We start from the raw sequence: 26,945 nt of genomic DNA, 5'->3' as shown, positions 1-26,945 counted from the left end.
ATAAAAGTTCATATAAGTAGAATATTTCGTTTAAACTCAATATCAATATTAGATTTTCAACGACTATCTTCTTATACTATTAAAGGGTCTTATCATCAACTTAAGTGTCTGTAAAAGCCCTTATCGCTTTGTAGTTTAATTCCTTTTGATCAGTTTAAACAGATTTTGTAATAAAAAATAAAAAAACCGTTCAATGAACGGTTTTTTTATGGATATATTTTGAGAGTTTACTTAGAAGAGGGAGTCATTACTAATTTTTTAACAATTTTTTCTCCATCTACTGTCACATGAATCATATAAGTTTCCGTAGGCAAATGTCTTAAGTCTATTTGCTCCAAATGCTGCTCAAATATATATTTTGTCTTCTTAGGTACTATAAGCTTTCCGTCCATTGCGTATATTTCATACGTAACCACATAAGGACGAACCGGAAGCAATCTCGGGAAATCAGCTTTAATATAAACATATCCATCACTTGAAGGCACCGGATAGATCATCAGCCCCTGATATACCTTCACAGGATTAGTTCCCGGATTTCCCGGAGGAATTACCACCACAGATGAATTGATCGTAAAGTTTCTTGAATTAACATTCAAAAATACATTATCCACCGCTTTCACCATAATTCTGGCATTATTAATAGTTCCAAGGCCTCCCGGAACTGTATAATTATAAGTCCCGTTATTAGGTGTACTCGCCACCAGGACAGTCGGGAAAGTAAGACCTCCGTCTTTTGATAACAGGATCGTTACATTAGGTGTACTTACGGGCGCAGCTGTTGTATTGGCTACATCCCAGGTAATGGCATATGCCTGCCCTTCATTCCAGACAACTCCTGTCGTATTTTGCGAGGTAACCACAAACGGCCCTGCACCATCTACAACGGTAAGTTTCACATCGTCACGCCCCGTCTGGCCTCCCACAGGATTATTATCCCTGACAAGAACTGAAAAATTAAGATCTCTTGCTCTGGAAGAAAGTTTCTCCCATGCTCTTACATCTGTAGGAGCTACAATTGTAGGGTCGTATCCTGCAACAATGGTTGATAATCTTGGAAAATATCTTGACGGCGATGCTGTAGGCATTACAGATCTGAAAAGAGGCCCTACGGCACTTGTCGGCTGAGGCGGCATAGTAGCAATTCCCGCATCAATCTGCTCCCAGGTATAGGTAAGTGCATCATTATTTGCATCCGTTGCGGTTGCCGTTAGCATAAATGGCGTACTCTTCGGTATACTTTTATCAGCTCCTGCATTTACAATAGGTTCTGCGTTGTTAATTGGTGTTTTAACACCGCAGGTAGCAGTGGAACCTGAAGTAAGTCTTGTGTACATTTCAGCAATACTTATTGAATGAAAATAAGCATCACTGTTATTTTGTACGTTTGGAGGACAGATTCCTGCATATCCCATAATAGAACTTGCACTTCCCGGTTCTATAGATGTAGGTACATTTCTGTTACAGTTATTATTTTGGGTATGCATAGCCCCAAACTGATGCCCCATTTCATGGGCTACAAAGTCTATCACAAAAGGATCTCCTACCGGAATTGCAGAACCCGTCACGCCCCCGGCTTTGTTGTTTCCACAGATTGAAGGAGTGGATGCCAAACCATTATCATTTCCTGCAGCTGCCTGAAAGAACAAGTGGCCAATATCATAATTAGCAGCACCAATGATATTATTGGTCACTGTAATATTCTCAGTAAGCATCTGCCCTGCATTCAGGGTATTGAAAGTATCTGAACTGATAAAGAATAAAGCGTCTGTATTTGCAATAAGCTGTAATCTTACAGAAATATCTCTTTCAAAAACTTCATTCAATCTTGTTACAGCCAGGTTAACCGCCGCAAGAACTGCCGCTTTTTTCTGGGCATCCGTTCCTGAGCCCACACCAGCTTGTGTTGCAGTATAAGCCGTATATTCTATTGTTGTGGTAATGGATAGCCTGTACTTTCTGTTTAATGCATCAACAACTGTTTTCTGGGCATTTAAAGCGGATTCTTTCAGCTCACTGTCGCCATTAAAAAGACATTCAAACTGGTTAGGAGATGAAGCTTTTTTCCTATCATACAGTTTATAGACCTGATTATCTTTTGTATAAGAATCTATATAATAAATTCCCTGATTAGTTCTGATCATCCCGTTAAATCCGAAATAAGGATCTATACTAAACTTTAAAACTGTTGATTTGTCACCTTTTTTGAAACCGGTGTAGGATCGGATTTCAGAATATCTGTTCTGAAGATCGGGATGCATCGTTGATGATTCGAAAACCTCGTAAGTATCAAAACCTCCTTCAAGATTTGGAAAGTTTAAGAGAACTCCTTTGCGGGACAAATGGAAATCACTGTCCGGCAAATTTTTGAGTTGATTTTGGATCTCTTTAACGTTAAGCGTAAACAGAGTGAAATCAGTAATTCTTACCCCGCTTTCACGAATTTCGCTGCCAATTTTCGAATCAAATTTCTTCCAGTGATTTTGTTGAGCAAATCCTGCCGCTGAAAATACAAGCAAAGTGCTCAAAATGAGTAGTTTTTTCTTCATATGATTTTCATTTTTTTACAAATTAAGAGGTATTAGTTTAACACTTGAAGGAATTTCCCCTTCTATTTTAAGAATCAGTATAGGATTCTTTTCTTTGTTCAGTAAGTATTCTTCGTTGTTAATTTCTTTATAATAAACATTAAAAACCGATTGTTCTTCTTCTATTTTAATTACTTCAATATCCCCGTATTGCTGTTTTTTCAGTTCAGGTTTCAGCATAAGAAGAAATTCATTTTCAGAAAGTGAAGGAATTGGCTCTGACCGGGAAAACCTTTTATCTTCCAGCAAACCGTATAACTTAACCGTTTCCTCCAAGGACTGTACAATCATACACTCTTTTAGGGAGATATTTTTATTTAATCTTCGTACTTCTGAAAATTTTATTTCACTATCATTTTTACTCATGGCCGGTTCTATTTCAACGATATTCTTTGCGGCAGAAACATTTGTACAGCTCAACCCGCTGCCAGATCCAAAAAACAATGAGAAAACCATTAATAAAACTCCTCTTTTCATTAATAAAATATTAATACACAAATGTAATTATTAAATTATTCATAATTAGCATTTTGAACATTTTTTTGATTTTTTTTAGAAATTTATAAAGCTGTTGTCAATCATTTACAAAACTTTTGAAGTCCAAACTGCCGGCAGAAGGTATCGATCGGCTGATGAACAAGAGTATGGTTCACCTATTCACTCCTGAAATGAACGGAAAAAGATCATCGGAACAGCTGTACCTATAACTTTTAAATCATAAATACGATGCAAAATGCAGTCTTGAAACCTTGCCTCAAAAATCTTTCGGATTGAAGCTGATGAGAGATCGAAGGATTTAAATAATTCTAATTCAATCTCAACAAAGCTAAAATTCATTGATTTTAACGTAAAGAGTACCGGAAATGGTTTGACTGTTTGAAACATCATTATTCAGAAAGCGTACCCTTACGTTTGATACAGAGGTAAGTCTTGCCGATGCTATTGAGACCGATCCCGGCAAATCAAAAGCCGGCGATACATTCACAACGGCCTGTGTAGAGGTTGGCCTGTTTGCAGCAGGTACTGTAATATCAATATCTAAAACCCTTGATGCGGACAACCCTCCTAAAAATGCAGAGGTCCCGCTATTTATATTATTATTTACCGTTGCAGAAAAACTGATCATATTTTTATTGACAGTTCCCGTACTCCCAAGTTTGTAGGCGCCATTTGCATCTAAACTCGCAGAAGCATTAGGAGTGGTTGTATTAATTCCTACTGCCGAAAACATTTTTGTTCCCGCAAACACCTGGCTTGCCGTATTTACTACTCCCCTCGCAGCAGCACCTGCATCCGGAATATTGAGTGTAATACTTCCTCCCAAAGCAGCGGGCGAGCCGGAGACATTGATATTGGCTCCTGAAGTTCCAGTATTTAAAGATATAGTCCCTAAAGAAGAAGCAGAAACCGGAACCCATCCCGTACCATTCCATTGAAGCAGCTGCCCGTTTGCAGCCCCATTCTGTCCTAAAGTAACAGGATTGGAGCTTGTCCCGTTTCCGCTTATTACCCCGGAAGTAGAGATTGAAGTAATACCGTTCGCCTGAGTGAGGATCTGGGAAGCGGTCACCCTCTTCAATACACCGTCATTATCAAACACCAGAATAGAATCTTTTGCAGAAGCATTAGAGCCTAAAGATGAAATATTTCTTACACGCATGGTGCCGTTCACATCCAATGTCTCTGTTGGATTAGCTGTGTTTATTCCGATTTGGGATTTGATTAATATAGTTATAAAAAAGAATAAAAAGGGTATAACTCTTGACATCAGTTTAATTTTTGAGCCACAAAGTTATCTAATTTAATAATATATTAAAATATAATTATAAAATTTTATACATAAATTAAATATTATTACATATTTCCCACATTTAAATATTTTGTAAATCATTTGTAAAACAAACATAAAACACTGGTTTCATTATACTTATAACTTTACGAGAACAATACTTGCCATTTACAAAGGAAAAATATCACTACAGACTAATTTTATCTCATCAAAAAAATTAATGTTATGAAAAAGTTCATTCTATTAGCAGTAGTATCGTGTACATTCATTATGTGCAAAAAATCAGATATCGCACAATCTAAACTGGAAGAAGCCGTACATGCTGCAGACAGCGCCGTCGCAGTTGCCTCCAATACCGTTGATGAGGTCAGCAATACTGCCAACAAGGTTTTAGATTCCGCCAATATTAAAATAAAAGAATTTGAAAATACCAAAGAAGACATCCGGGAAAAGATAGAGACCACTTCGAAAAGCATAGATTCTCTTGCTGAAAAGATTTCTTCCACAAAACTGGAATCAAAACCGGAAAAGAAGGATTCCACAGACCCGAAACCTGAAAAAATAGTGGTAAATGTACCTGCTCCCAAGGTCATTAAAGAAACAAAAGTAGTTTATAAAGATCTGCCTAAAAAAGATGATTATGAACTTAGCACTGCCAAAAACAGGATGGTAAAGACCGGCCATATCTCAATCAACGCTGAAAATGCAGAAACAGTAAAGGAGATCATCAGGGAAGAAGCAGAAAAAAACAATGCTTATATCACCAGCGAAGAGCTTTCTTACGTAGCCAGTGAACCGGTAAAAAACGGATCAGATGCGGAAACCAGCCAAAAGATTTATTATATGCAGATAAAAGTGCCTATCCAGAATTTCGATGACCTGGTAAATGATCTAAGCAGCAATCTCGGGGATATTGAAAGCAAAAACATTGACGTTTCCGGAAGCAATTATATCAATAATACGATCTGTAAGCTCACCGTAACCCTTACCGATAAATCCGAAGCTGAAAAAGAGCCTAAAACATTCGGAGAAAAATCTTTTGCCGCAATCTCTTCCGGCTGGGGTGTCATTACCTCCATATTTCTCTTTCTTCTTCCGTTTTGGCCTCTGTTCCTGATTACCGGAATAGGATATTATTTCTATAAAAAGAAAAACACACAACGCCCTTCAAACGGAAATGATCAAAATACTTAATAATAAAAAAGTCTTCCAGAAATCCTGGAAGGCTTTTCTTTAATTATTATGTTGTTGTTTTTTATGAAATTTAAACACATAAAAATAGAGAACAACAATTAATAAATTTATTGCTAGAGGTATCCAGTTTATAGCAGGGTCCATTATTTGGCTAATTCCTATTGCGATGAAAAACAAAATTGCAGTCCACCATTTATTCCATATTTTTTTCCATTTATTTTCCATAAAATTTATTTTAAACAATTTTCATAATCTTCATTAGCATCACCTAAACAAAATGCATACACTGCAACTGCACCTCCTCCAACAATTGCAGTAACTATTCCGGCTGTAAAGGGAGCTGATGCTACTGCTACAACACTTGCTACAGCATAATTTCTATAACATCTTGTTCTATCCATCTGATATTGCTGATAGCATGTGGGTTTTGCCACTATAGACTCATTATTAACATCATTTTGAACAATCTCATTGATATATTGCTCACGAGTAGCTTCGTCCAATTGATATAAATAAGGATTTGAGTTACTAAAATCTTCACTTAAACCATCTTTTTCTTTAATCAATCTAAGCAATTCCTGAGCATTACTTACTACTCCATATTTACTGAAAGTCTGAATAATATCCTCGTCATTTTGAGCCTGATTTATTTCTGCATAAAAATAATTTCCACCTTTAAAATTAGGATTTTGATCTAATATCTGACCTATTTTTTCAGCATAATCTTTATTCTGGTCATAAAAAATTTTCAAATTAGCTTTTAAAACCTCATCATTTGAGCCATCTTTGGAATATTGATTTGAATCTTTATTCTCAACAGTAGACTTTTCAACCGAACTATCAAATGAATCCTGAGTGCAGGATAAAAGGAACAAAGTAAGAGTAAAGCTAATCATTAAAATAATTTTTTTCATAAATTGAATTTTTAAATTGTTAAACTAAACAAATATAATTCTTTTGTGCGTGAACTAATATACAATTAATTGCACAATTTTTGTGCAACTTCTTGGACATTTTCATATTTTTGATAAAACTTTCATATATGAGTATTGGATATAATCTTAGAAAGCTAAGAACACGTCAAAGTAAATCTCAACAAGAGATTGCAGATTTATTAGATATAGATAGAAAAACATACGTCAATTGGGAAAATGATCAGAACGATGTTAAGTCTGAATACATTCCTAAATTGGCAACTATTTTTGATGTGGAAATAAAAGATTTATTTCATGATTTGGATTCCAAAATTGAAATTATTCAACAACACAATGAAGGAAAAGATAGTTCCTTGTTAAATGGAGCTATTCTTATTATAACTGATAAAAATAGTGTAGAAGATTTAATAAAAGTTATTAAAAATAAACTTGAAAAAGAAAAATAATAAAAAAGCCTTCCAGAAAATTCTGGAAGGCTTTTTTATTATTTCATACTTACTACTTTATCCACTACATATTTGGTATTTCCCCTCCATGGTAAAGCTCCGTTATATTCTTTATAATGAAGGTCGAAGGTTTTACCGCTATTGGTTTCCAATTGTTTGAAGATCGCGGGATCTTCGACGGAAAATTCAAACTCATAGCTGGTCACCGTTCCTGTTTTTCCTCTTCCGAAACCTTCCTGGATCAGTTTTCCTTCATAGGTTTTGAAGACATAGCCTTTTTTAATGGCATAATTCAGGTAACCGGATTTCACTCCTTCCCCGAAAACAAAATAATACTTATACCACACAAATACTCCTAAAAGTAAGAGAATGGCTCCAAGAGTAATCCACAAATATTTCATAATGCAGTAATAGTAAATGGTTTATTTAGCAATGCTTCTTGAGATCACAATTTTCTGGATCTCGGAAGTTCCTTCATAGATCTGGGTGATCTTGGCATCCCTCATCATTCTTTCCACATGGTATTCCTTTACATACCCGTATCCACCATGGATCTGTACCGCTTCAATGGTAGTATCCATAGCCACCTGAGAGGAATATAATTTCGCCATAGCCCCGCTTTCAGAAATATCTTTCCCGGCATCTTTCTCAGTAGCAGCCTTAAAGCAAAGCATTCTTGCCGCCGTGATCTGGGTAGCCATATCTGCCAGTTTGAAAGCAATTGCCTGGTGATTGATGATCTCTGTTCTGAAAGCTTTTCTTGTTTTAGCATACTTCAAAGCCAGTTCATAAGCCCCTGAAGCAATACCCAAAGCCTGGGAAGCAATCCCGATTCTTCCACCGTTCAATACCGCCATCGCAAAATTGAATCCGAATCCGTCCTCCCCAATCCTGTTTTCTTTCGGCACTTTCACATTGTTGAAGATCAAAGAGTGTGTATCACTTCCTCTGATCCCTAATTTATCTTCTTTTGGCCCGATCTCAAAACCTTCCCAGCCCCTTTCTACGATAAATGCATTAATTCCTTTATGTTTTTTCTCAGGATCCGTTTGTGCAATTACAATATAGTAAGAAGCCGTTCCCCCGTTTGTGATCCAGTTTTTGATCCCGTTCAAAAGGTAATGATCTCCTTTATCTTCTGCGGTCGTTTTCTGAGAAGTAGCATCAGAACCGGCCTCAGGCTCAGATAAAGCAAATGCCCCGATCACCTGACCGCTTGCCAAAGGAGTAAGGTATTTCACTTTTTGCTCTTCAGAAGCGAACTTTTCAAGACCTGCACAAACCAGGGAATTGTTTACAGACATTACAACAGCTGCAGAAGCATCAATTTTTGCAATCTCCTCCATTGCCAATACGTAAGAAACACTGTCCATACCGGCTCCTCCGTATTTAGGGTCTACCATCATTCCCAAAAGCCCCATTTCTCCCATTTTCTTTACCTGCTCGGCAGGAAACTTCTGGTCACGGTCTCTTTCGATGACTTCCGGTAATAGTTCGTTTTGCGCAAAATCCCTTGCTGCCTGCTGAATCATCAGCTGTTCTTCCGATAAATTAAAGTCCATAAAAATAATAATTAGATGCTCGCTAATTTACACTTTTTGGGGAAATCTGAAAATAATATTAGAAGCCAGAAGCCAGAAGTTGGAAGTTAATGAGGTATCTGGCTCTTTTCCAATCATTCATAAGACATGTTTACAGCCCGGTAATTAGTAAATATATTATGGTAAACATTTAACTATTTTCTAACTTCTATTTTCTAACTTCTCTAATTAAAAAAAATGCTTATATTTAGATTTCTATAATAAAATGCTTAAAAAATTATGACCATCAAGAGATTATTCGATATACCCCACCATGCTTTAGAGAAATTTCCTAAAAATGATATGTTTGTTACAAAGTATCACGGTGAATGGAAAAAAACATCTACGCAGGAGTTTATCAACGAGGGAAATAAGATATCAAGAGGGCTTTTGAAGCTGGGTATAAAACCCGGTGATAAAATTGCACTCATCACGACCAACTCCCGCACAGAATGGGCCATTATGGATCTTGGGTTATCCCAGATCGGGGTGGTTTCCGTACCTGTTTATCCGAGTATATCCTCCGAGGATTATCAGTTTATCTTTAATGATGCCGAAATAAAATATTGCTTTGTCTCTGATAAAGATCTTTTGGATAAAGTAGTGAAAGTAAAGCACAATATTCCGACCTTACAGGGAATTTTTACTTTCGATAGCATCACCGGTGCTGCCAACTGGAAGGAGATCCTGGATCTGGGAGAAGATGATTCCACACAGATTGAGGTAGAAGATCTGGCCAATACGATCAATTCTGAAGACCTGGCGACCATTATTTATACTTCGGGAACTACGGGAAAACCTAAGGGCGTAATGCTTACGCATCATAATATTGTCTCTAACGTCATTGGTTCAAACCCAAGAATTCCCAGAAAGAAAAGCTTAGATTATAAAGATACAAGGGTACTCAGCTTCCTGCCTATCTGTCACATTTTTGAAAGAATGCTCTTCTATTTATTCCAATACAACGGGTTTTCAGTGTATTTCGCTGAAAGTATTGAGAAAATGGGTGAAAACGTAAAAGAGGTAAAGCCTCATTATATGAGTGTGGTACCTAGGCTTGTAGAAAAAGTGTATGATAAGATCTATAACACCGGATCTTCTGCAGGAGGAATGAAATCTAAAATATTTTTCTGGGCTTTAAATTTAATTACTAAAAAGAAAGAGGTTTCCAAACCTTCCGGGCTACAGGAGATCATTGCGGACAAGCTCGTGTTTTCCAAATGGAGAGAAGGCTTGGGAGGTGAGATCATTACTTTGGTTTCGGGTTCCGCTGCTTTATCCACAAGATTGAATTTAATGTTCCAGAATGCCGGGATCCCTATTCTTGAAGGATATGGCTTAACGGAAACTTCGCCTGTTATCTCTGTGAATAGCTTTGATAAAATAAAGATCGGGACTGTAGGGTTACCTTTAGATAATCTGGATGTGAAAATCCAGGAAGACGGTGAAATTACCGTGAAAGGACCTTCTGTTTTTAAAGGGTATTTTAAAAATGAGGAACAGACCAAAGAAGCATTTACGGAAGACGGATATTTCAAAACCGGGGACATCGGACATATCGATAGTGACGGATTTTTACAGATCACCGACCGTAAAAAGGAAATGTTCAAAACCTCAGGCGGAAAATATATCGCACCGCAAACTATTGAAAATCTTGCCAAAGCCTCAAAATTCATTGAGCAGATCATGGTGGTGGGTGACGGAGAAAAAATGCCTTGTGCACTCGTTCAGCCGGATTTTGAGTTTGCTAAAAACTGGGCGATGCGCAACAATTTAAATATTGGCTCTACCCCTCAGGAAATTGCCAAAAGCGCTGAATTAAAAGACCGGATAGAAAAAGAGATCGGTGATATCAATGAGCATCTGGGCGGCTGGGAGAAGATCAAGAAAATTGAATTGACCCCTGAAGCATGGAGCATTGAAGCAGGCCTGCTCACTCCTACCTTAAAGCTGAAAAGAAAAGCCATCAAGGAAAAGTTCATTGATCTTTATAACAAAATGTATGAGCACCAACAGTAATCATTACAATGAAATTATTCAACAATACATTCATGAGCCGATCCATATTTTTTGGATTGGCTTTTTTTATATTTTCCTGCCAGACTAAAATTGAAAACAGCAATACAATTTCAGAGGAAAAAACCGAAGAACCACCGCCACCACCTTTAAGAATTGATACATCCAAAACTTTAAAGGAAAAAACCTTACTTGCCTATATTCCGGCCGCAGGGCTGATCAGGCCTGATCCTAAAAACGGGATTCCTTTTGATAAGCTTGATTATGATAAGATCATTGCCTATGATTATGAGGGTAATGAAGAGGAATATTTTAATGTAATCAACGAGAAAGGAAAGTTTATTCCTGCTATCATAAAGCAACAATCCCTCACACAGGAACAGGCAGACAGGATTTTATCTGTTTTAACCAGAAATTCAGCTTACGGAGGATCAACGGCAGCATGCTTTAGGCCTCATCTGGCATTGGTATTTTTTAAAGAAAATAAAAAAATCAATGAAATTGATATTTGCCTGGACTGCAATTATTTGATCTCTGACATTGAAATCCCTGCCGTAACCCATAAAAAAGTGAATGCCGGCACCGAACATGAATATGCAATGACCGGTTTCACCGATTCCGGTAAAGCGGCAATCATTGATTTATGTAAAGAACTGAATTTTCATTATAAACAATATGAATAAAAATTGAGAAGGAAAATAAAAAGGCTCCGGCGGAAACAAAGTTTCCGCCGGAGCCTTTTTATTTTTTAAATCTTAATTAGAACTTAATCACAGACTTCATTCTTTCGTTTTCTTCCATTACCAACTCGTCGTCAACAAGGATTTTCCCTGAATGCTCATCAATGATGATCTTCTTTCTCTGGGCAATTTCCATCTGTTTTTGAGGCGGAATGGTAAAGAATGAGCCTTTTGGAGCCCCTCTTTCCAGTCCCACTACTGCCAATCCGTTGATAGAATTGGTTCTGATCCTGTTATAAGAAGCCAATAATCTGTCATCGATCTTGGAAGCAAATTCCTTAGACTGATCCAGTAGGTATTCTTCTTCTTTCTGAGTTTCAGAAATAAGACCTTCCAATTCTTCTTTTTTGAACTTCAGGTGATTTTTCAGCTCATCAATCTTAGTATTAAGGTCACTTAATGTTTCATTTTTGTGAGCGATCTTAGCCCCGAATTCTTTAATTCTTTTTTCAGCAAGCTGTATTTCAAGCTCCTGGTATTCCATTTCTTTGCTTAGTGCCTCAAACTCTTTATTGTTTCTTACATTATCCTGCTGAGATTTGTACTTTTCAATTAAGGTTTTTGCATGGTTGATCACTTCATTCTTGGTCTTGATCTGATCGTCCTGATCTTTGATATCTGCATGAAATTTTTCAGCTCTTTTCTCAAGCCCTTCGATTTCGATCTCCAGATCTTCTACCTCGATCGGCAATTCTCCTCTTGTATTCCGGATGTCATCCAATCTTGAATCAATGATCTGTAAATCGTATAAAGCTCTTAATTTCTCTTCAACTGAAATATCGATGATTTTTGCCATATCTAAAGGAAATAATTTACTGGGTTTGTTTTTTCGTTAGATTTTGAGATTGCAAATGTACTAAATTTTTGTGACAAAATTTCAAATAATTGATGAACAACAAATTGTTCCGACTCGTAATGCCCGATATCGCAGATCAGCATTTTGGATTCCGCCAGAAAAAAATCATGATATTTAACGTCTCCCGTCAGATAGGCGTCGCATTTCTTCGATAAAGCCGATTTTATACCACTGGCCCCGGAACCGCCCAGAACCCCTACTCTCCTAATTTTTTTATCGTTAAAGTCAGAATGCCTTATTATTTCCAGATTGAATTTTTCTTTCACCAACATCAAAAAATCCTTTTCCTCCATCTCTTCATCCAATTCACCATACATTCCCAATCCCGAATATTGGTTCTCATTTTCCAGGCTATAGATCTGATAAGCCACTTCTTCGTAAGGATGAGCAGCTTTCATTGCCGCTATGACCTGGCCCTGCTTATAGCCTTCAAAAATTACGGAGATCATATTTTCATCAGCATTTTCACGAACACCTTGTTGCCCGGAAAACGGGTTTGAACCCTCAGCCGGCCTGAAAGTTCCGTTTCCATCAGCAGTGAAGCTGCATTCATCATAAAACCCGATACTTCCGGCTCCGGATGAAAAAAGAGCTTCTTTCAGCTGTTCCGAATACTCTTTCGGAACGTAAACCGTCAGCTGTTTCAGGTTATTTTTTTTCGGCTGAAGGATTTTAAGGTCTTTTAAACCCAACTGCCTGCAAATTCCTTCATTTACTCCAAAAAGATCATTGTCAAAAGCAGTATGGATAGCGTAAATGGCAATTTTATTCTCAATAGCTTTCAAAACCGCCCTCTCTACATAGTTTTTTCCTGTTAATGATTTTAACCCCGAAAAAATAATCGGATGGAAGCACACAATAAGGTTACAATTTTTATCAACTGCCTCACTCACAACATTTTCCAAAGCATCATGACAAACCAGTATTCCGCTCACATTACGGGAAGGAATCCCGCATAACAGTCCTACATTGTCAAAGTCTTCCGCCTGCTGCAAAGGTATACGTTTTTCTATTTTTGAAATTACTTCGCCTATTGTCATTTTATTCTGTATGTTTGTCACGAAAATAGGGATAATTTGTTAATTTTAAAAAAACTCTGAAAATGGAGAGAGAACATAATCTCATTCCCGGAGATACACTCTGGAAAAGGTTTCTTTACCGTATTATCTACCGTTCCGATACGCGGCTTGGAAGATTGTTTGACATTGTACTTTTATCCCTTATTTTTTTGAGTACAGCTATCATTATGCTGGAAAGCGTACCTAAATTTGACAAAAAGTACCACACCATCTTTCTTATTCTTGAATGGATCATTTCATTGATCTTCACTGCGGAATACTGGCTGCGGATTGCCGTGGTAAAAAATAAGAAGCATTACATTTTCAGCTTTTTCGGGATCATGGACTTCCTGGCCCTGGTTCCTTTTTATCTAAGCCTTTTCTTTCCTGTTACAAAATATTTCCTGATCTTCAGAATGCTGAGAATGTTGAGGGTTTTCAGGATTTTTAACCTGCTGGATTTTATGAATGACGGTTTTGTCATTGTTAGAGCCTTAAAGAACAGTTCAAGAAAGATTTATATTTTCCTGTTATTCCTGATCATTTTTTCTGTGATCGTAGGCTCTATGATGTTCATGGTAGAAGGAGGCAGAGAAGGTTTTGAAACCATACCACAGTCTATCTACTGGGCTGTTGTAACCGTTACGACTGTAGGATACGGAGATGTTTCACCCATAACTCCGATGGGGAAATTTTTTGCAGTGGTTCTCATGCTGGCCGGATATTCCATCATTGCAGTTCCTACAGGAATTGTTACAGCTGAAATGCGTAATAAAAGACAGAATCTTGAAAAGGTATGCGACCGGTGCGGAAATGAGGATATTGATGATGATGCAAGGTATTGCAAACAGTGTGGCAAGAAATTAGCTTAATATTATTTATTAAACTGATCTATTAACCAAACACGCAATATCATGGAACCAAAAAAGAAAAACAAACCCAACAGTTTAGTCATTATACTATTTGCCCTGGTTGTTTTAATGGTAATCATCTATTTTATACTGGTGACCTTCTTCCCGGCGGTATTCAGTAGTATGAATACAGGTGATATACAGCCTGTACCTAATAAATAAAAAGCAAGGGACGCAGACCTCCTTCTCTAATTTGGGCAATTACGATATACGCTTAAAAAATAGTAGCAGCTAAAAAATTTAACTGCTACTAAAATTATATATGATTATAATATCTATTTTTTAATCACTTTGACTGCCTGCTTAGAGCCATCTCTCATATTTAAGCTCACAACATACATTCCCGGTCTTAGTTCTCCCAAATGTAAAGCAGAAGAAGGGTTTTCAATAGTTTTTACCAATCTTCCTGACACATCCATAATGGAAACGGATTTCACATTGGCTACATCAGAAATATTCAGTACTTCCGTAAATGGATTCGGATAAGTTTTGATGCTGTTTTTAACCCCTGCCACTTCAGCAGTTGATAATGATGCCTGTTCAACTACAAAGTTATCCACAAAGAATTCGTAGTCTTCTGAGTCATCTACAGTACCATCTGAACCGTAAAAAGCAAAAATAGTATTAGCTCCTGTATATGAGGTCAGATCCAATAAATATTCCGTAGAAACATTGGAAGGAGTATTAGAGGCATTCCAGGTCTGCAATACAGTCCAGGTATTTCCTCCGTCACTGGAAACAAGGAAATGGATCACGTCATCAGACCCCATTGTTGCCGGTGTCGTATCTGCATACTCAGTCACACCATAATCAAATTTAACACGGTATCCGCCTCCTGACAAATTGAAAGGAACTGTTTTCAACCACCCCACCTGATCCGTATCATATAAATTGATCTTCACGGCACCGTCAAACCCTGAATTAAGGAAACCGTCTTCATACCAATACTCGTCTGTTCCTGTAGGAGGAGCTGTTGGAGAACCTCCTGATACCTGCTCCCAGCATACAAGCGGGAATGAGGAAAAATCATTGGTATAGGAAGGTGTAATAGTAGCACAATCTGTTGTAAAGGTTGTTTCCAGCGACCATTGGCTTTTTTCAACAGTTGTACATACGGAACGTACCCATACATAATAGGTAGTAGCTGACTGGAGGTTATTAGGTAACGTTACCGAAGTAGCTGATGCTCCTACGCTTCCAGTGGCCGTTGTAGCCGTGGTAGGGGCCGTAATGGAAGTAGAAACAAAATATTCATACCCAACTCCAATAGTACTTGTAGAGGCTGTCCAATTAATAGTTGCCGAGTTTGAAGTAACTCCACTTGATGATATATTCCCCGGTGCTACACAGCTTGGTGCTGCACCAATAGAGACAGTATAATCATGAGCTTCTCCAAAACCATACAGATTACAAGGTATCGGCTGACTGGAATACCGGTCTCCGACTCTCATTCTATAGGTTCCGGGGGTTACAGTAGAAGGAATTGCAATTGTCCCGTTAGTAGTCACTGTTGTTCCGGATGTAATACTGCTTGCGGTAGCAACAAGCTCAGGAGCCGCATCATCAAAAGTCCCATCATTATTAAAATCTATCCAGATCCGGATATTCTGGTCTTCATAATTATGAGTAACGGTAAAAGGATAATTAACTCCTGCATTCATACTAATGGTCTGAGCAGTAAAATCACCATAAGCATCCAGTGAACAGCCGGTATTTAAATGGCTGAAACTTGCACTGGGAATTTCAAAACTGTCAATCTGATCCCCATCATCACACCCATTTTCAAATTCGGGAACACAATACGTCTGAGCAAACGCACTCATTCCGATTCCTAAAAAGCTTAATAATAGAATTCTTTTCATGTAAATATTTTTTAATTTGTCACTAATTTAATAATAAAAACCTCTATCCCTTCTAAAAATTCTAATATTTAACAAAAGAAATAGGGGCTAGTACTAGCCCCTATTCATTATTTAATAAATTAAGTTTTATTTCTTAATTGTTTTGATAGTCTGCATAGTACCATCTTTCATAGTTAATGTTACCATATACATTCCTGATCTCAATTCTCCTAAATGAAGTGTAGATGATGGTTTTTCAATAGTTTTCACCAATCTTCCCGCAACATCCATTACAGAAATAGACTTCACATTGGATATATCAGAAATATTCAATACTTCACTAAACGGATTAGGGAAAGCTTGAATGCTATTCTTAGTTTTTGAAACCTCTGTAGTAGCTAAAGTAGAGCTATCATAAGCCGAAAGCTGGAATTCGCCATCGAATACAGAAGCATTACTCCATCTCCAAACACTGATCAATAATACAGTTCCGGGCGTTTGTCCTGTTAAAGAAAGTAAAGAAAAATTACCATCTCCATTATCATCATCGCATCCAACACCTGTTAAAGCACCACAAGAACCAGAGAATACATTAATAACCGAGTCTGTATATGCAGATCCTGTTGCTGCTTTAGTTTCTATGGTAAGCATTCCGGATGAAGGCACCACTACTGAATACCAAACATTATTATTAGAACTTGTCTGACATGACTCAGGTGTTCCATCACTAGTTGCACTCACATTGGTCGTTGTAATAGCTCCTGAAGCAAAGTCTGTACCCACAGTTAATGCAATCGGGCTTGCACAATTATCATTTGCAGGTGGCGGTGGCGGAGTTCCTACACAGATATTGAAGCTCATATTATACCCTGCACCTGAAGATGTATAAACTCTTACATAATAAGTTTGCCCCGCTGTAAGACCTGTTATTGTTTTGGTTGCAGTTGTTGAACAGTTTACATTCGTTAATGCTCCACATGCTCCTGATAATACCTGGAAGTAGATAGAAGAAGCCGTTGTAGTACCTGTTGAAACCAGGTTAGTAAGCGAGATCTGATGTGTAGTACCTGTAGCCGTGAAGCTATACCAAACATCATCGTCTGCAGTTCCTGTACATGGCGCTAAAACATCTGCAGATGCAGATGCACCCAAAGTATTTCCAGCTGTTACAGTACCACAGGCAAGATCAGAATTTACAGTTAGAGAAACCGCACCTGCACAGTCATCATTTGCCGGTGCAGCAACTGTTGTAAAGGAAATCTCAGAACATCCTGTTGCATCACCAATACCATTATACGGTATAATGGTAGCATAATACAGGGTATTTGTATTAAGATTACCTGTGATATTATAAGTAAGCACATTACCAGCATCAGTATTATTTACAATGTCAGTTCCTCCAGGGGTAGTTCCTACTCTAACTTTATAACCAGTTGCTGCAGGAATCATAGTCCAATTTAGAATTCCATCCGGATTCACTCCTGTAGCTCCGTTTGTCGGCGAAGTAATAGTAGTACATGATGGAGGTGTAGTTGGAACTGAATCTACTACAAATGTATCTGCATACAATTGCCATTGATCAGTATCCGTTGCATGGATAGCAACATACACCGTTTGCCCTACATAAGCCGACAAATCAAAGGTATTCTGCGTCCAAGCCGTTGGTGCATCCTGAGAAGCCTGAAGCACTGTGGTGAAAGCTCCTGCAGTCTGATCCGTTGTAGAAAGCAACACCTCATAGTTTTCAAGGAAAGAAGCACTTCTTGATTTTACATAAAAAGAAATTCTGTCACTCACTCCCGCAGTTACAGTAATAGCTTTCGTGATCAAATAATCATCGTGAGCCGTCGCATTATACGTAAGAGATGCAACATTAGTCCCTGATTGCGCAGTCCCGGTACCCGGAGTTCCGAATACCCAACCATTAGCTCCTCCGTTATTGATTACAGCCCAACCCGCCGGCATCGTCGTACCAGCATCAAAGTTTTCCGTCCATTGCCCAAAGCTTAATGCCGGCAATCCCAAGATAAAAAATAATAGTTTTCTCATCTGTTATAAATTAAAAATTAGCGAACTAAAGGTAGGTATATTTTTTCAATTAAACTCAAAAATTATCATAATTTATTGAAATTAAAAGAAAAAATAATTTGATTTTTTATTCAAAGTCAAACAATCATTTAATTTTAACACTTTATTCATAATTTAATGATTTATTGTAAAAAAATGATTTACAGCTATTTAATAAAACACTCATCATTAATCTTCTCAATCCCTACATGGGAAATTCAATAATTTAACATAAAAAAACTTTCAATCTTTTTTATAAAAAATAGCGGCCAATTTAGCCGCTATCCACTTATTCAATATGTATTTAAATTACTTTTTAATTACTTTAATGGTCTGTTTAGAACCATCTTTCATATAAAGAGCTACCAGGTACATTCCTGATTTCAATTCTCCAAGGTGAAGAGCTGATGAAGGTTTATCAATAGTTTTCACCAATCTTCCCGCTGTATCAATAATTGCAACAGATTTCACATTACTGATATCAGAAATATTCAAAGTATCAGTGAATGGGTTTGGATAAGCCTTAACATTATCCTTACGACTAACTTCTGCTGTACCCATTGTTGAACAATCCTGCGTAACAGAAATAACATACTTACCGAATTGTGCCGCAGAATAACTGGACAACAATACATAGTATGTTGTACCGGCAGTCGCGGTAAATGTCAGCGTAGGAGAGTTATTAAGATTAGCACCCGGACAGCCGGAATCTGCATACCCCACTCCCGAAGTATTGCCTAAACATGTAAGACCTGCACAACTTCCCGTATAGACTCTCAGGTAAGCATCAAACTGACTTCCACATCCATTGATCGTAATTGGTCCATTAGCAGTAGCTGTTATTGTGTACCAAACTCCTTTATAACTTGCAGTAGTACCTGTACCTCCACAAGATGAAGATGGTAATGTTTCATTTGTTGCAAGAGCATTATTCCCTTCAACTGTACCTCCACAGGAAATAGCAGCAGCCGTATCGCAGGTATCATTAGCCACAGCAGCCGGTGAAGTAATACAAATCTGGAAATTTGAGAATAAATCAGCTGTATTGCTGGATGAAAATACCCTCACATAATAAGCCTGCCCGACAGTTAAGCTCTCCAGTAGTATATTTGAATTTCCATAGGCTCCGGTATAGCATGCAATAGCTGTCAGACTTCCGCAAGATCCGGAATAAACCTGTGTAGCAGTTGCATTATCACTATAATTTACATTTACCATATGAGTCGTAGCAGTCGCCACAAATGTATACCAAACATCATCATTAATACCTGTTGCACTACAAGTTGGCGCTGTCCCCGTACTGGCTGTAGCACTTACTGTAGAACCTGATACCGGTGAGCTACACATCCCCGTACTGCTCGGCGTTAATGAAACCGCATTAGCACATTCATCATTGGCAGGTGGAGGTGGCGTAGTGGTAACACAGATATCAAATGAATTTGAATAGGTTAAAGATCCTCCTGAATTCGAATTATATACTCTTACATAATAAGTCTGCCCTACCGTTAAGCCTGCCAGCAAAGTCGGAGTCGCATAAGTTGTATCACAAATAACATTTGTTAAAGACCCGCAAGCACCGGAAAGAACCTGAAGATATAATGAAGTACTGGATGTAATCCCTGTAGAAACAACATTAGACAGAGTAACGGTATGATTAGTGCTGGTTGCAACAAAAGAATACCACACATCATCCTCCGCCGTTCCACTACATGGTGTAAGTGCATCCGATGAAGCCGAAGACCCCAAAGTAGTTCCGGATACAACACCCGCACAAGTTGCAGTAGCACTCGGAGTAAGGACAACAGCGTTCGAACAATCATCATTGGCAGGAACAACAGGCGTAGTTATACAAATATTAAACGTATTGGCATAAGCTGTACCTGTATTGGAATTATATACTCTCACATAATAAGTTTGTCCGACTGTCAATCCGGTAAGCCCCGTAGGTGAAGCATACGAAGTATCACAGATAACATTCGTTAAAGATCCGCAAGCACCGGTAAGTACCTGAAGATACAATGAAGTATCAGATGTAGTTCCCACGGAAACTACGTTAGAAACCGTTACGATATGCGAAGTACCGGTTGCAACAAAAGAATACCAAACATCATCATCTGCCGTTCCTGTACAAGGAGATATGGCAACCCCCGAATTGGTAGCATAATAAGTTGTTCCGGAAACAGTTCCTGCACAGGTTCCGTTAACACTTGGAGTAAGAACTACTGCATTCGCGCAGTTATCATTTGCAGGAGCCGGAGGCGGCGTTCCTATACAGATATTAAAACTATTATTAGCTCCTGCCGAACCATAATTGTAAACTCTTACATAGTATACGGTTCCCGGAACCAAACCACTAACCATAGCACTGTTAGGATCACTGCACAGTACACTGGTCATTGATCCGCAGGTTCCGCTTAATACTTGGAAATACATATCCGTAGATGTGCCTGTACCGGTAGCAACAACATTTAATAAGCTAACCATATGAGCCGTGCTGGTTGCAGTAAATGAGAACCAAACATCATCATCAGGGTTTCCATTACAAGGAGCTGCTGCCATAGATAAAGTAGCACCCAAAGTATTGCCCGGAGTAACAACCCCACAGGCCAGATCCGCATTTACAGTTAATGCAACTGCCCCCGAACAATTATCATTGGCTGGCGGAGTAGCCGTACCGGTAGTAAAGTTTCTTTCTGTACACCCGGTTGATGCATTAGCCCCCTGATAAGCTACTAAAGTATAAAAATATTGAGTAGAAGGACTCAAAGGAGCAGCAAATGTGTAAGAAGTAACATTTCCAAGATCTATATTGGGTAATATATCACTACCCCCTGGAGCAGTACCTACAGTCAATCTGTACCCCGATGCACTTGCCACGGCAGTCCAGTTTATAGTAGGCTGAAGAGAAGCCCCCGTTGCATTATTGGCCGGAGACCCAAAAGAAGGACAAGGTACGGATAAAGTAGTAAATGAAGTTTCCGTACAACCTGTTGCAGGACCTATATTATTTGTAGGGATTACTGTTAAATAGTAAGTGGTGCTATACTGTAAAGTTCCCGCAGGAATACTGTAAGAAGTTGTGTTTCCGGCATTGTATCCATTCAGTATATCTGTTCCACCAGGCGTTGTCCCAAGATTAATTAAATAACTGGAAGCCCCGTTTGCCCCATAAACTCCAGCCCAGGAAACAGACGGAGTAAGAGAAACACCCGTTGCAGCATTTGCAGGCGAACTAACTGTAGTACACGCGGGCGCTGTAGTAGCGGGCGGCATTGTTACATCAAAACCAGTAAATGGCCTTCTGTAATTTGCTGTCGGAAGGTTTCCGGTAAAAGCTCCGGTTGTAGCTTCATATCTACCGATATTATTATTAGAAGTATTAACACAAGGACCAGTATAATCATACGTCCAATAGATACTGGAAGCCTGTGCGGTAGTTTGTACATATTCCACAAAAACTGCTAAATTACTTCCTGAGGTATATACAAAATTCGTTGAATGTACAAATTGCTTATACCCTGCTGTGCTTCCTACAGCCGCCTGCGGGTCGCCACTATATACCAATGTAGCGGTTCCAATTTCAGTTGCCCAGCTTGGCGCAGTTGGATAATCTACTGCAGAAGTATTTTTCAGGTAAATCTTCAGGGTCGTCCCCGCATTCAGAGTACCCGTAGGGGTATACCTGTAGAAATAAGTTGAAGTGATAGTACCGTCCGCAATAGCAAGCAGCTGTGATGCGGGAATAATATAAGAAGCCCTGCTTTTGTCATTTGCAGTAGTACTGCTTCTCAATGGTGTACCATACGAAAAGGAGTCCACGTGAGTGGAACAGGTACCTAACGTAAAAGTTTGCCCAAAATACGATTGATAAGTAACCAAACTCATCAAAAGCAGAAAGAGTAAATGTAGTTTTTTCATGCTTAGTCAATTAAATTTCAAGGCCTTAAAAATACAAAATAAATTATATGCGTAACATCAAATTTAAAATTTAATTCAATAATGTTTAATTTATAATGATTTTAATTAAGGATAAACCAAATATATTTTCAATGGAATAAAAAGTTAATAATATCCAACCCATCTATAAATGATATTCAGATTATCTATAAACAGCCTAAAAACCACAAGATTAACAAAATAACTCCAATTTCCGGCAGCCAGTAAAAAACTTATATGCATAAAAAAAGCAGTCTTCCTGACTGCTCTTACATCGTAATTAATATATACATTAATTTAAATAAAATTCATATTTATTCAGCAATTGGATCTCTTTGATCAGATCCCCGTTCAGGTCAACTGAATATTTCATCGACTGCAGCTCTATATGGGAGTCGTCTTCTATATTTTTAAGATAAAATTTAAACTTCTGATCTCCTTTATTCCTTTCAAGCACTTCCCTGAAAAACTCCAGATCTTCCTTCCTGAAATCCATTACATCCATCACCAGAGAGATGCTTTTTGCAAATCTTTCAAAAGCTTCCTTAAGTTCAATGACTTCATTTACATTAACGAAAACGCGCCCATCTTTCACCTGTGCAAATTTTATTTTTAAAACTACAAAACGCTGCACTTCGAGCTTTTCTTTCAACCGCATATAATCTCTGTCCCCTAACCGGAAAGAATAGGAACCGGTATAATCTTCCAAAGTAAGAAAAGCCACCTTCTCACCACTTTTGAAACCATCCTGCACCCTATATTCCGTAATGAGGCCTGCAACAGTAAATTCTTTGCCTCCGCCTCCATTTTCTCTTTCTTTCTGGATCTGTTTCCAGTCCTTCTTTTTTTCTTCAAACAATTCCGGAGGTTTATTTGAAAAGGCCTGTTCTTTATAAGCATCCACCTCATCAAGGTTTAAAAATCCAAAATTTCCTTTAGGTTCTGCTTTTTTAGTAACTTCTTCTATTATTTCTTCTTCTCCGGTCAATAGTTCATCAGAAGCTATTTCTGCTATATCTGCTGTTTCGTCCTGAGAATCTCTTTCAAGGATCGGAGCTTCATCCACTACTATTTTTTCTCCTTCTTCTTTCTCCAGTACTGTTTTTTTGGAAAGCTGGCCCTGCATAAACTGAAACTGGTACCTGAATTCATCCAGAGGATGCGCAGAAAGGTAGAATCCTATAATCTCCTTCTCCTTGTTTAATTTATGCATGTTCGGCCATTCCGGACAAGGAGCCAGTTTAGGCTGCTCAATTTGGATCTCTTCTGCAAAATCTGCAAAAAGAGAATTTTCCACTTCATTTTTACTTTCCTGAAAGCTTTGGCCATACCTCAACAACCTCTCAAGATTGGTTCTGCCGGCCACATCAATGTCAAAATACTGCCCTCTGTGGTATTTATCCAATTCATCAAAAGCTCCCGCGACTACTAAACTTTCCGCCACTCTTTTATTCACCTGAGAAGCAGGGATTCTTTCAAAGAAATCATAGATATTTTTAAACCTTCCGTTTTCCCGTTCCCTGGTTATCGCTTCACTCGGCCCTTCCCCGATCCCTTTGATGGCTCCTAAGCCGAAGCGGATCTGCCCTTTGTCATTTACAGAGAACTTATATTGGGATTCATTAACATCCGGCCCTAAAACATCTACTCCCATACTTTTACAATCTTCCATGAACATCGTGATCTGGGCTGTATTATTAATGTTATTACTCATCACACTTGCCATATATTCTGCCGGGTAATTTGCCTTTAGAAAAGCCGTATGATAAGCAATTAAGGCATAGCATGTAGAGTGGGATTTATTAAAGGCGTATTCCGCGAAGGCTTTCCAGTCATTCCATATTTTGTTCAGCCTGTCTTCGTCGAGATTATTTTTCTTGCCTCCTTCAATGAATTTAGGATACATTTTATTAAGAACATCGATCTGTTTTTTACCCATCGCTTTTCTTAAGGTATCCGCCTCACCTTTTGTAAAGTTGGCCAGTTTCTGGGACAAAAGCATTACCTGTTCCTGGTATACGGTAATTCCGTAGGTTTCTTTTAAATATTCCTCAGTTTCGGGGAGATCATAGACAATCTCTTCAACACCGTGCTTCCTGTTGATGAAATTCGGGATATATTTGATCGGACCCGGGCGATACAATGCATTCATGGCAATAAGGTCTGCAAAAACCGTAGGCTTAAGCTCCCTCATGTATTTCTGCATTCCCGGACTTTCATACTGGAAAATCCCTACTGTTCTCCCTTCTTTAAATAATTGATACGTTTTTGTATCCTCAAGGCCGATGTCATCAGGATCAATATCAACTCCATGCCTTTCCTTTACCAGCTTTAAAGCATCTTTGATAATAGTTAATGTCCGAAGGCCCAGGAAGTCCATTTTCAGAAGCCCTGCACTTTCCGCCACCGAGTTATCGAATTGGGACACAAGAATATCGGCATCTTTTGCAGCGATGGTCACCGGAACCAGATTACTCACCTCTTCCGGAGTGATGATCACCCCGCAGGCATGAATTCCCGTATTCCTGATACACCCTTCCATTTTTTTTGCACTTTCCAGCACATCAAAACGCGGATCTTCGGGATTGCCAAGCACCATTCTCATTTCATCAACGAGAAGCTGTTCTTCGGGCCTTAATTTATCATATTTTGTAAGGGCTTTCGCAATATTCATTCCCGGAGTAGACGGGACCAGTTTGGCAATATTGTTGGTTTCAGGGATCGGAACATCCAACACCCTTCCTGCATCTTTAATGGCTGATTTTCCTCCCAGAACAGAATAGGTGATGATCTGAGCCACCTGGTTTTGACCGTATTTGTCAATAACCCATTTAATGATCCTGTCACGGCCTTCATCATCAAAATCGATATCAATATCAGGCATTGAGATCCTTTCCGGATTGAGGAATCTCTCAAAAAGGAGATCATATTTGATGGGGTCTACATTGGTGATCCCAATACAATAGGCAACCGCCGAGCCTGCTGCTGAACCCCGCCCCGGCCCTACCCAGACTCCCATTTTCCGGGCCTCATTACAGAAATCCTGTACAATAAGGAAATACCCCGGATACCCTGTATTGGCAATGACATCTAACTCAAAATCAAGGCGTTCTCTTATTTCATCTGTGATACCGGTATCAGCATATTTTTTCTTCGCTCCTTCATAGGTAAGATGCGTTAAAAAAGCCATCTCCCCTCTTTTTCCTCCATCCACATCGTCTTCAGCATGGATAAATTCTTCTGGAATATCAAATTTAGGAAGAAGCACATCTCTTTTCAGTGTATAAGGACTGAATTTGTCCAGAAACTCTTCGTAAGCCTCAAAGGAGTCCGGGTATGCCAGAAATGCTTCTTTGATCTCATCACTATTCTTAATATAGTATTCTCCCGTTGCCAAACCTCTTCTTTTGCCAAACCCTTTCCCAACAGGCGTTGACAGTTTTTCACCGTCTTTTATACAGCTAACGATATCCTGAATATTGGAATCGTCTTTATTGGTATAAAAAGTTTCGTTCTGCGCTAGGATCTTTACATTATATTTATCTGCAAAGTATAATAACACCTCATTTAAGTGCTCCTCTTCAGGAAGCTTATGATTTTGGATCTGAACATAAAAATCATCGCCAAAAGTATCTTTCCACCATTTGAAAAGTTCTTCCCCTTTTTGTTCCCCGGTATTTAAGACCGCATCTGGGACATCACCGTAAATTCCGGAGGTTAAAGCAATCAGACCATCCTTATATTGAGCAATCAGCTCACGGCTGATCCGTGGAACACCAAAATAGAATCCTTTCAGGAACCCTATACTTGAAAGCTTTGCCAGATTTTTGTATCCGTTAAAATCTTTTGCAAGCAGCACTACCTGCGTCCTTCTGTCAGGATCATCCTTGGTAAACTGCTTTTGCTCATACCGATCCGAAATATAGAATTCACACCCCACAACAGGGATCAGGGGTTCGGAAACCGGCTCTTCTTCATTAAATTGCTGTCCGTTTTCTTCAGCTTCCTGTTTTTTAGCAAGGTATTCCTTATGCTTTTTAGCTCTGTCGGAGTTTGCAGACTCTACCGCGGAAACAAATTTAAAAGCTCCCATCATATTACCCAAATCCACCATCCCGACCGCCGGGAAATTATCATCAGCCGCCTTTTTGATCAGATCAGATATGCCGGAAGTAGCTGTAAGTGTTGAAAAAACACTGTGGTTATCAAAATTGAAGTATTTTCCAAGATCTATTTCATCAATACTTCCAAAATCAGCCTGCTTTTTCTTGTTATGGAAATCTGCAACCTGTCTTCTGATCACTATACCGAAAGGCTTGATCGGATCTGGATATAAAGTCCGGAAATATTGTAGCTGGTCTTCTGAAATCTTCAATACTTCCGCCGGAATTATTCCCACCCTCATCATTTCAAAGAAAACCTGGGCCGTTGCATTTACGTCGGCAGCAGCATTGTGTGCTTCGTCAAACTTATATCCATAGAGCTTTTCATACAGCTCTTCCAGTTTGGGAGGTTTAAATCTTCCTCCCCTGCCTCCTCCAAGCTGGCAAAAGTCCGTACCCAGAAGCATCGTATCGGCTTTGGGCTTTTCCTGGAGATTATCTTTTATATTTTTTCTGAAAAATTCAGCGCCTACAATATTGTAGTCAAATTCTACGTTGTGTCCGGAAACTACTCTTACTTTTTCCAGGACTTTGGAAAATTCTTCCAGGATCTCCTGCAGGTCTCGACCTTCCTCATTGGCAATTTTTGTCGTGATCCCGTGAATTCTCGCCGCATTAAAAGGTATATCGTACCCCTCAGGCTTAATGATATAATCCTGATTTTCTATTAATGTTCCATCATCATTATGCACCTGCCAGGCAATCTGAACCATTCTGGGCCAGTTGTCCGAATCCGAAAGAGGTGCGTTGAAATTCTTTGGTAAACCTGTGGTTTCTGTGTCAAAAATTAAATACATATAAATTTCTAACTTTATTAGGAAAGTGAAT

At 38.6% G+C, this 26,945-nt stretch carries 19 protein-coding genes; 6 read left to right on the top strand and 13 right to left on the bottom strand.

The annotated features are described in order from the left end of the window. Positions 1-227 precede the first annotated feature (227 nt). The 3 genes from HNP38_RS01465 to HNP38_RS01455 form a co-directional block, all read right to left on the bottom strand. On the bottom strand, positions 228-2,546 hold the full coding sequence (locus HNP38_RS01465; protein ID WP_184183350.1) for a reprolysin-like metallopeptidase: 2,319 nt from the start codon (positions 2,544-2,546) through the stop codon (positions 228-230). Between the two features lie 15 nt (positions 2,547-2,561). Next, positions 2,562-2,951, bottom strand: coding sequence for a hypothetical protein (locus HNP38_RS01460; RefSeq protein WP_184183347.1), 390 nt, complete (start codon positions 2,949-2,951; stop codon positions 2,562-2,564). Between the two features lie 460 nt (positions 2,952-3,411). Beyond that, positions 3,412-4,353 (bottom strand): hypothetical protein, encoded by a 942-nt coding sequence (locus HNP38_RS01455; protein WP_184183343.1) that lies wholly within the window; start codon positions 4,351-4,353, stop codon positions 3,412-3,414. Between the two features lie 246 nt (positions 4,354-4,599). Here HNP38_RS01455 and HNP38_RS01450 point away from each other — a divergent pair, with 246 nt between their 5' ends. Continuing rightward, positions 4,600-5,568: a DUF4349 domain-containing protein gene (locus HNP38_RS01450; RefSeq protein ID WP_184183340.1), complete on the top strand. Its 969-nt coding sequence runs from the start codon at positions 4,600-4,602 to the stop codon at positions 5,566-5,568. A gap of 39 nt (positions 5,569-5,607) precedes the next feature. Here HNP38_RS01450 and HNP38_RS01445 read toward each other — a convergent pair whose 3' ends face one another. Both HNP38_RS01445 and HNP38_RS01440 read right to left on the bottom strand, forming a co-directional pair. Continuing rightward, positions 5,608-5,793 (bottom strand): hypothetical protein, encoded by a 186-nt coding sequence (locus tag HNP38_RS01445; protein ID WP_184183337.1) that lies wholly within the window; start codon positions 5,791-5,793, stop codon positions 5,608-5,610. A 5-nt stretch (positions 5,794-5,798) separates the two neighbouring features. After that, positions 5,799-6,482, bottom strand: coding sequence for a hypothetical protein (locus tag HNP38_RS01440; protein ID WP_184183334.1), 684 nt, complete (start codon positions 6,480-6,482; stop codon positions 5,799-5,801). A gap of 128 nt (positions 6,483-6,610) precedes the next feature. On the opposite strand from HNP38_RS01440, the gene HNP38_RS01435 reads away from it, so the two are divergent. Continuing rightward, entirely contained in the window at positions 6,611-6,949 is a 339-nt protein-coding gene (locus HNP38_RS01435; RefSeq protein WP_184183331.1) for a helix-turn-helix domain-containing protein, read from the top strand. 38 nt (positions 6,950-6,987) lie between these two features. Here the strand turns inward: HNP38_RS01435 and HNP38_RS01430 are convergent, their stop codons facing one another. Both HNP38_RS01430 and HNP38_RS01425 read right to left on the bottom strand, forming a co-directional pair. Further along, the gene (locus HNP38_RS01430) at positions 6,988-7,350 is read right to left on the bottom strand and encodes a hypothetical protein (protein ID WP_184183328.1); all 363 of its coding nucleotides are present in this window, start codon (positions 7,348-7,350) and stop codon (positions 6,988-6,990) included. Between the two features lie 21 nt (positions 7,351-7,371). Further along, positions 7,372-8,511 (bottom strand): acyl-CoA dehydrogenase, encoded by a 1,140-nt coding sequence (locus tag HNP38_RS01425; protein WP_184183325.1) that lies wholly within the window; start codon positions 8,509-8,511, stop codon positions 7,372-7,374. Between the two features lie 258 nt (positions 8,512-8,769). Between HNP38_RS01425 and HNP38_RS01420 the strand changes: the two genes are divergently transcribed. Both HNP38_RS01420 and HNP38_RS01415 read left to right on the top strand, forming a co-directional pair. Continuing rightward, positions 8,770-10,548 carry an AMP-dependent synthetase/ligase gene (locus HNP38_RS01420; protein WP_184183322.1) on the top strand — a complete coding sequence of 593 codons (1,779 nt, stop codon included), beginning with the start codon at positions 8,770-8,772 and terminating at the stop codon, positions 10,546-10,548. Positions 10,549-10,556: 8 nt separating this feature from the next. Continuing rightward, on the top strand, positions 10,557-11,228 hold the full coding sequence (locus tag HNP38_RS01415) for a hypothetical protein (RefSeq protein WP_184183319.1): 672 nt from the start codon (positions 10,557-10,559) through the stop codon (positions 11,226-11,228). 76 nt (positions 11,229-11,304) lie between these two features. Here HNP38_RS01415 and HNP38_RS01410 read toward each other — a convergent pair whose 3' ends face one another. Together HNP38_RS01410 and HNP38_RS01405 are read right to left on the bottom strand one after the other, a co-directional pair. Continuing rightward, positions 11,305-12,081: a zinc ribbon domain-containing protein gene (locus HNP38_RS01410; RefSeq protein ID WP_184183316.1), complete on the bottom strand. Its 777-nt coding sequence runs from the start codon at positions 12,079-12,081 to the stop codon at positions 11,305-11,307. A gap of 2 nt (positions 12,082-12,083) precedes the next feature. Continuing rightward, a complete protein-coding gene (locus HNP38_RS01405; protein ID WP_184183313.1) occupies positions 12,084-13,181 on the bottom strand; it encodes a Nif3-like dinuclear metal center hexameric protein in 1,098 nt (365 codons plus the stop codon). Between the two features lie 62 nt (positions 13,182-13,243). Between HNP38_RS01405 and HNP38_RS01400 the strand changes: the two genes are divergently transcribed. Both HNP38_RS01400 and HNP38_RS01395 read left to right on the top strand, forming a co-directional pair. After that, positions 13,244-14,071, top strand: a complete 828-nt coding sequence (locus HNP38_RS01400) for an ion transporter (protein WP_184183310.1) — start codon at positions 13,244-13,246, stop codon at positions 14,069-14,071. Positions 14,072-14,113: 42 nt separating this feature from the next. Then, positions 14,114-14,272, top strand: coding sequence for a hypothetical protein (locus HNP38_RS01395; RefSeq protein WP_184183307.1), 159 nt, complete (start codon positions 14,114-14,116; stop codon positions 14,270-14,272). Between the two features lie 113 nt (positions 14,273-14,385). Here HNP38_RS01395 and HNP38_RS01390 read toward each other — a convergent pair whose 3' ends face one another. From HNP38_RS01390 to dnaE, 4 genes are all read right to left on the bottom strand, one after another. Then, the gene (locus HNP38_RS01390; protein WP_184183304.1) at positions 14,386-15,972 is read right to left on the bottom strand and encodes a GEVED domain-containing protein; all 1,587 of its coding nucleotides are present in this window, start codon (positions 15,970-15,972) and stop codon (positions 14,386-14,388) included. 126 nt (positions 15,973-16,098) lie between these two features. Further along, positions 16,099-18,000 carry a T9SS-dependent choice-of-anchor J family protein gene (locus HNP38_RS01385; RefSeq protein WP_184183301.1) on the bottom strand — a complete coding sequence of 634 codons (1,902 nt, stop codon included), beginning with the start codon at positions 17,998-18,000 and terminating at the stop codon, positions 16,099-16,101. A gap of 327 nt (positions 18,001-18,327) precedes the next feature. Beyond that, positions 18,328-21,936 (bottom strand): T9SS type A sorting domain-containing protein, encoded by a 3,609-nt coding sequence (locus HNP38_RS01380; protein WP_184183297.1) that lies wholly within the window; start codon positions 21,934-21,936, stop codon positions 18,328-18,330. Positions 21,937-22,246: 310 nt separating this feature from the next. Further along, on the bottom strand, positions 22,247-26,914 hold the full coding sequence (gene dnaE, locus HNP38_RS01375; RefSeq protein WP_184183294.1) for a DNA polymerase III subunit alpha: 4,668 nt from the start codon (positions 26,912-26,914) through the stop codon (positions 22,247-22,249). Positions 26,915-26,945: the final 31 nt, after the last annotated feature.

This window comes from Chryseobacterium defluvii, from assembly GCF_014204415.1.
Classification (GTDB): Bacteria; Bacteroidota; Bacteroidia; order Flavobacteriales; family Weeksellaceae; genus Chryseobacterium; species Chryseobacterium defluvii_A.
Note: the sequence above shows the minus strand (reverse complement) of the source record. Positions and strands in the feature narration are given on the sequence as shown.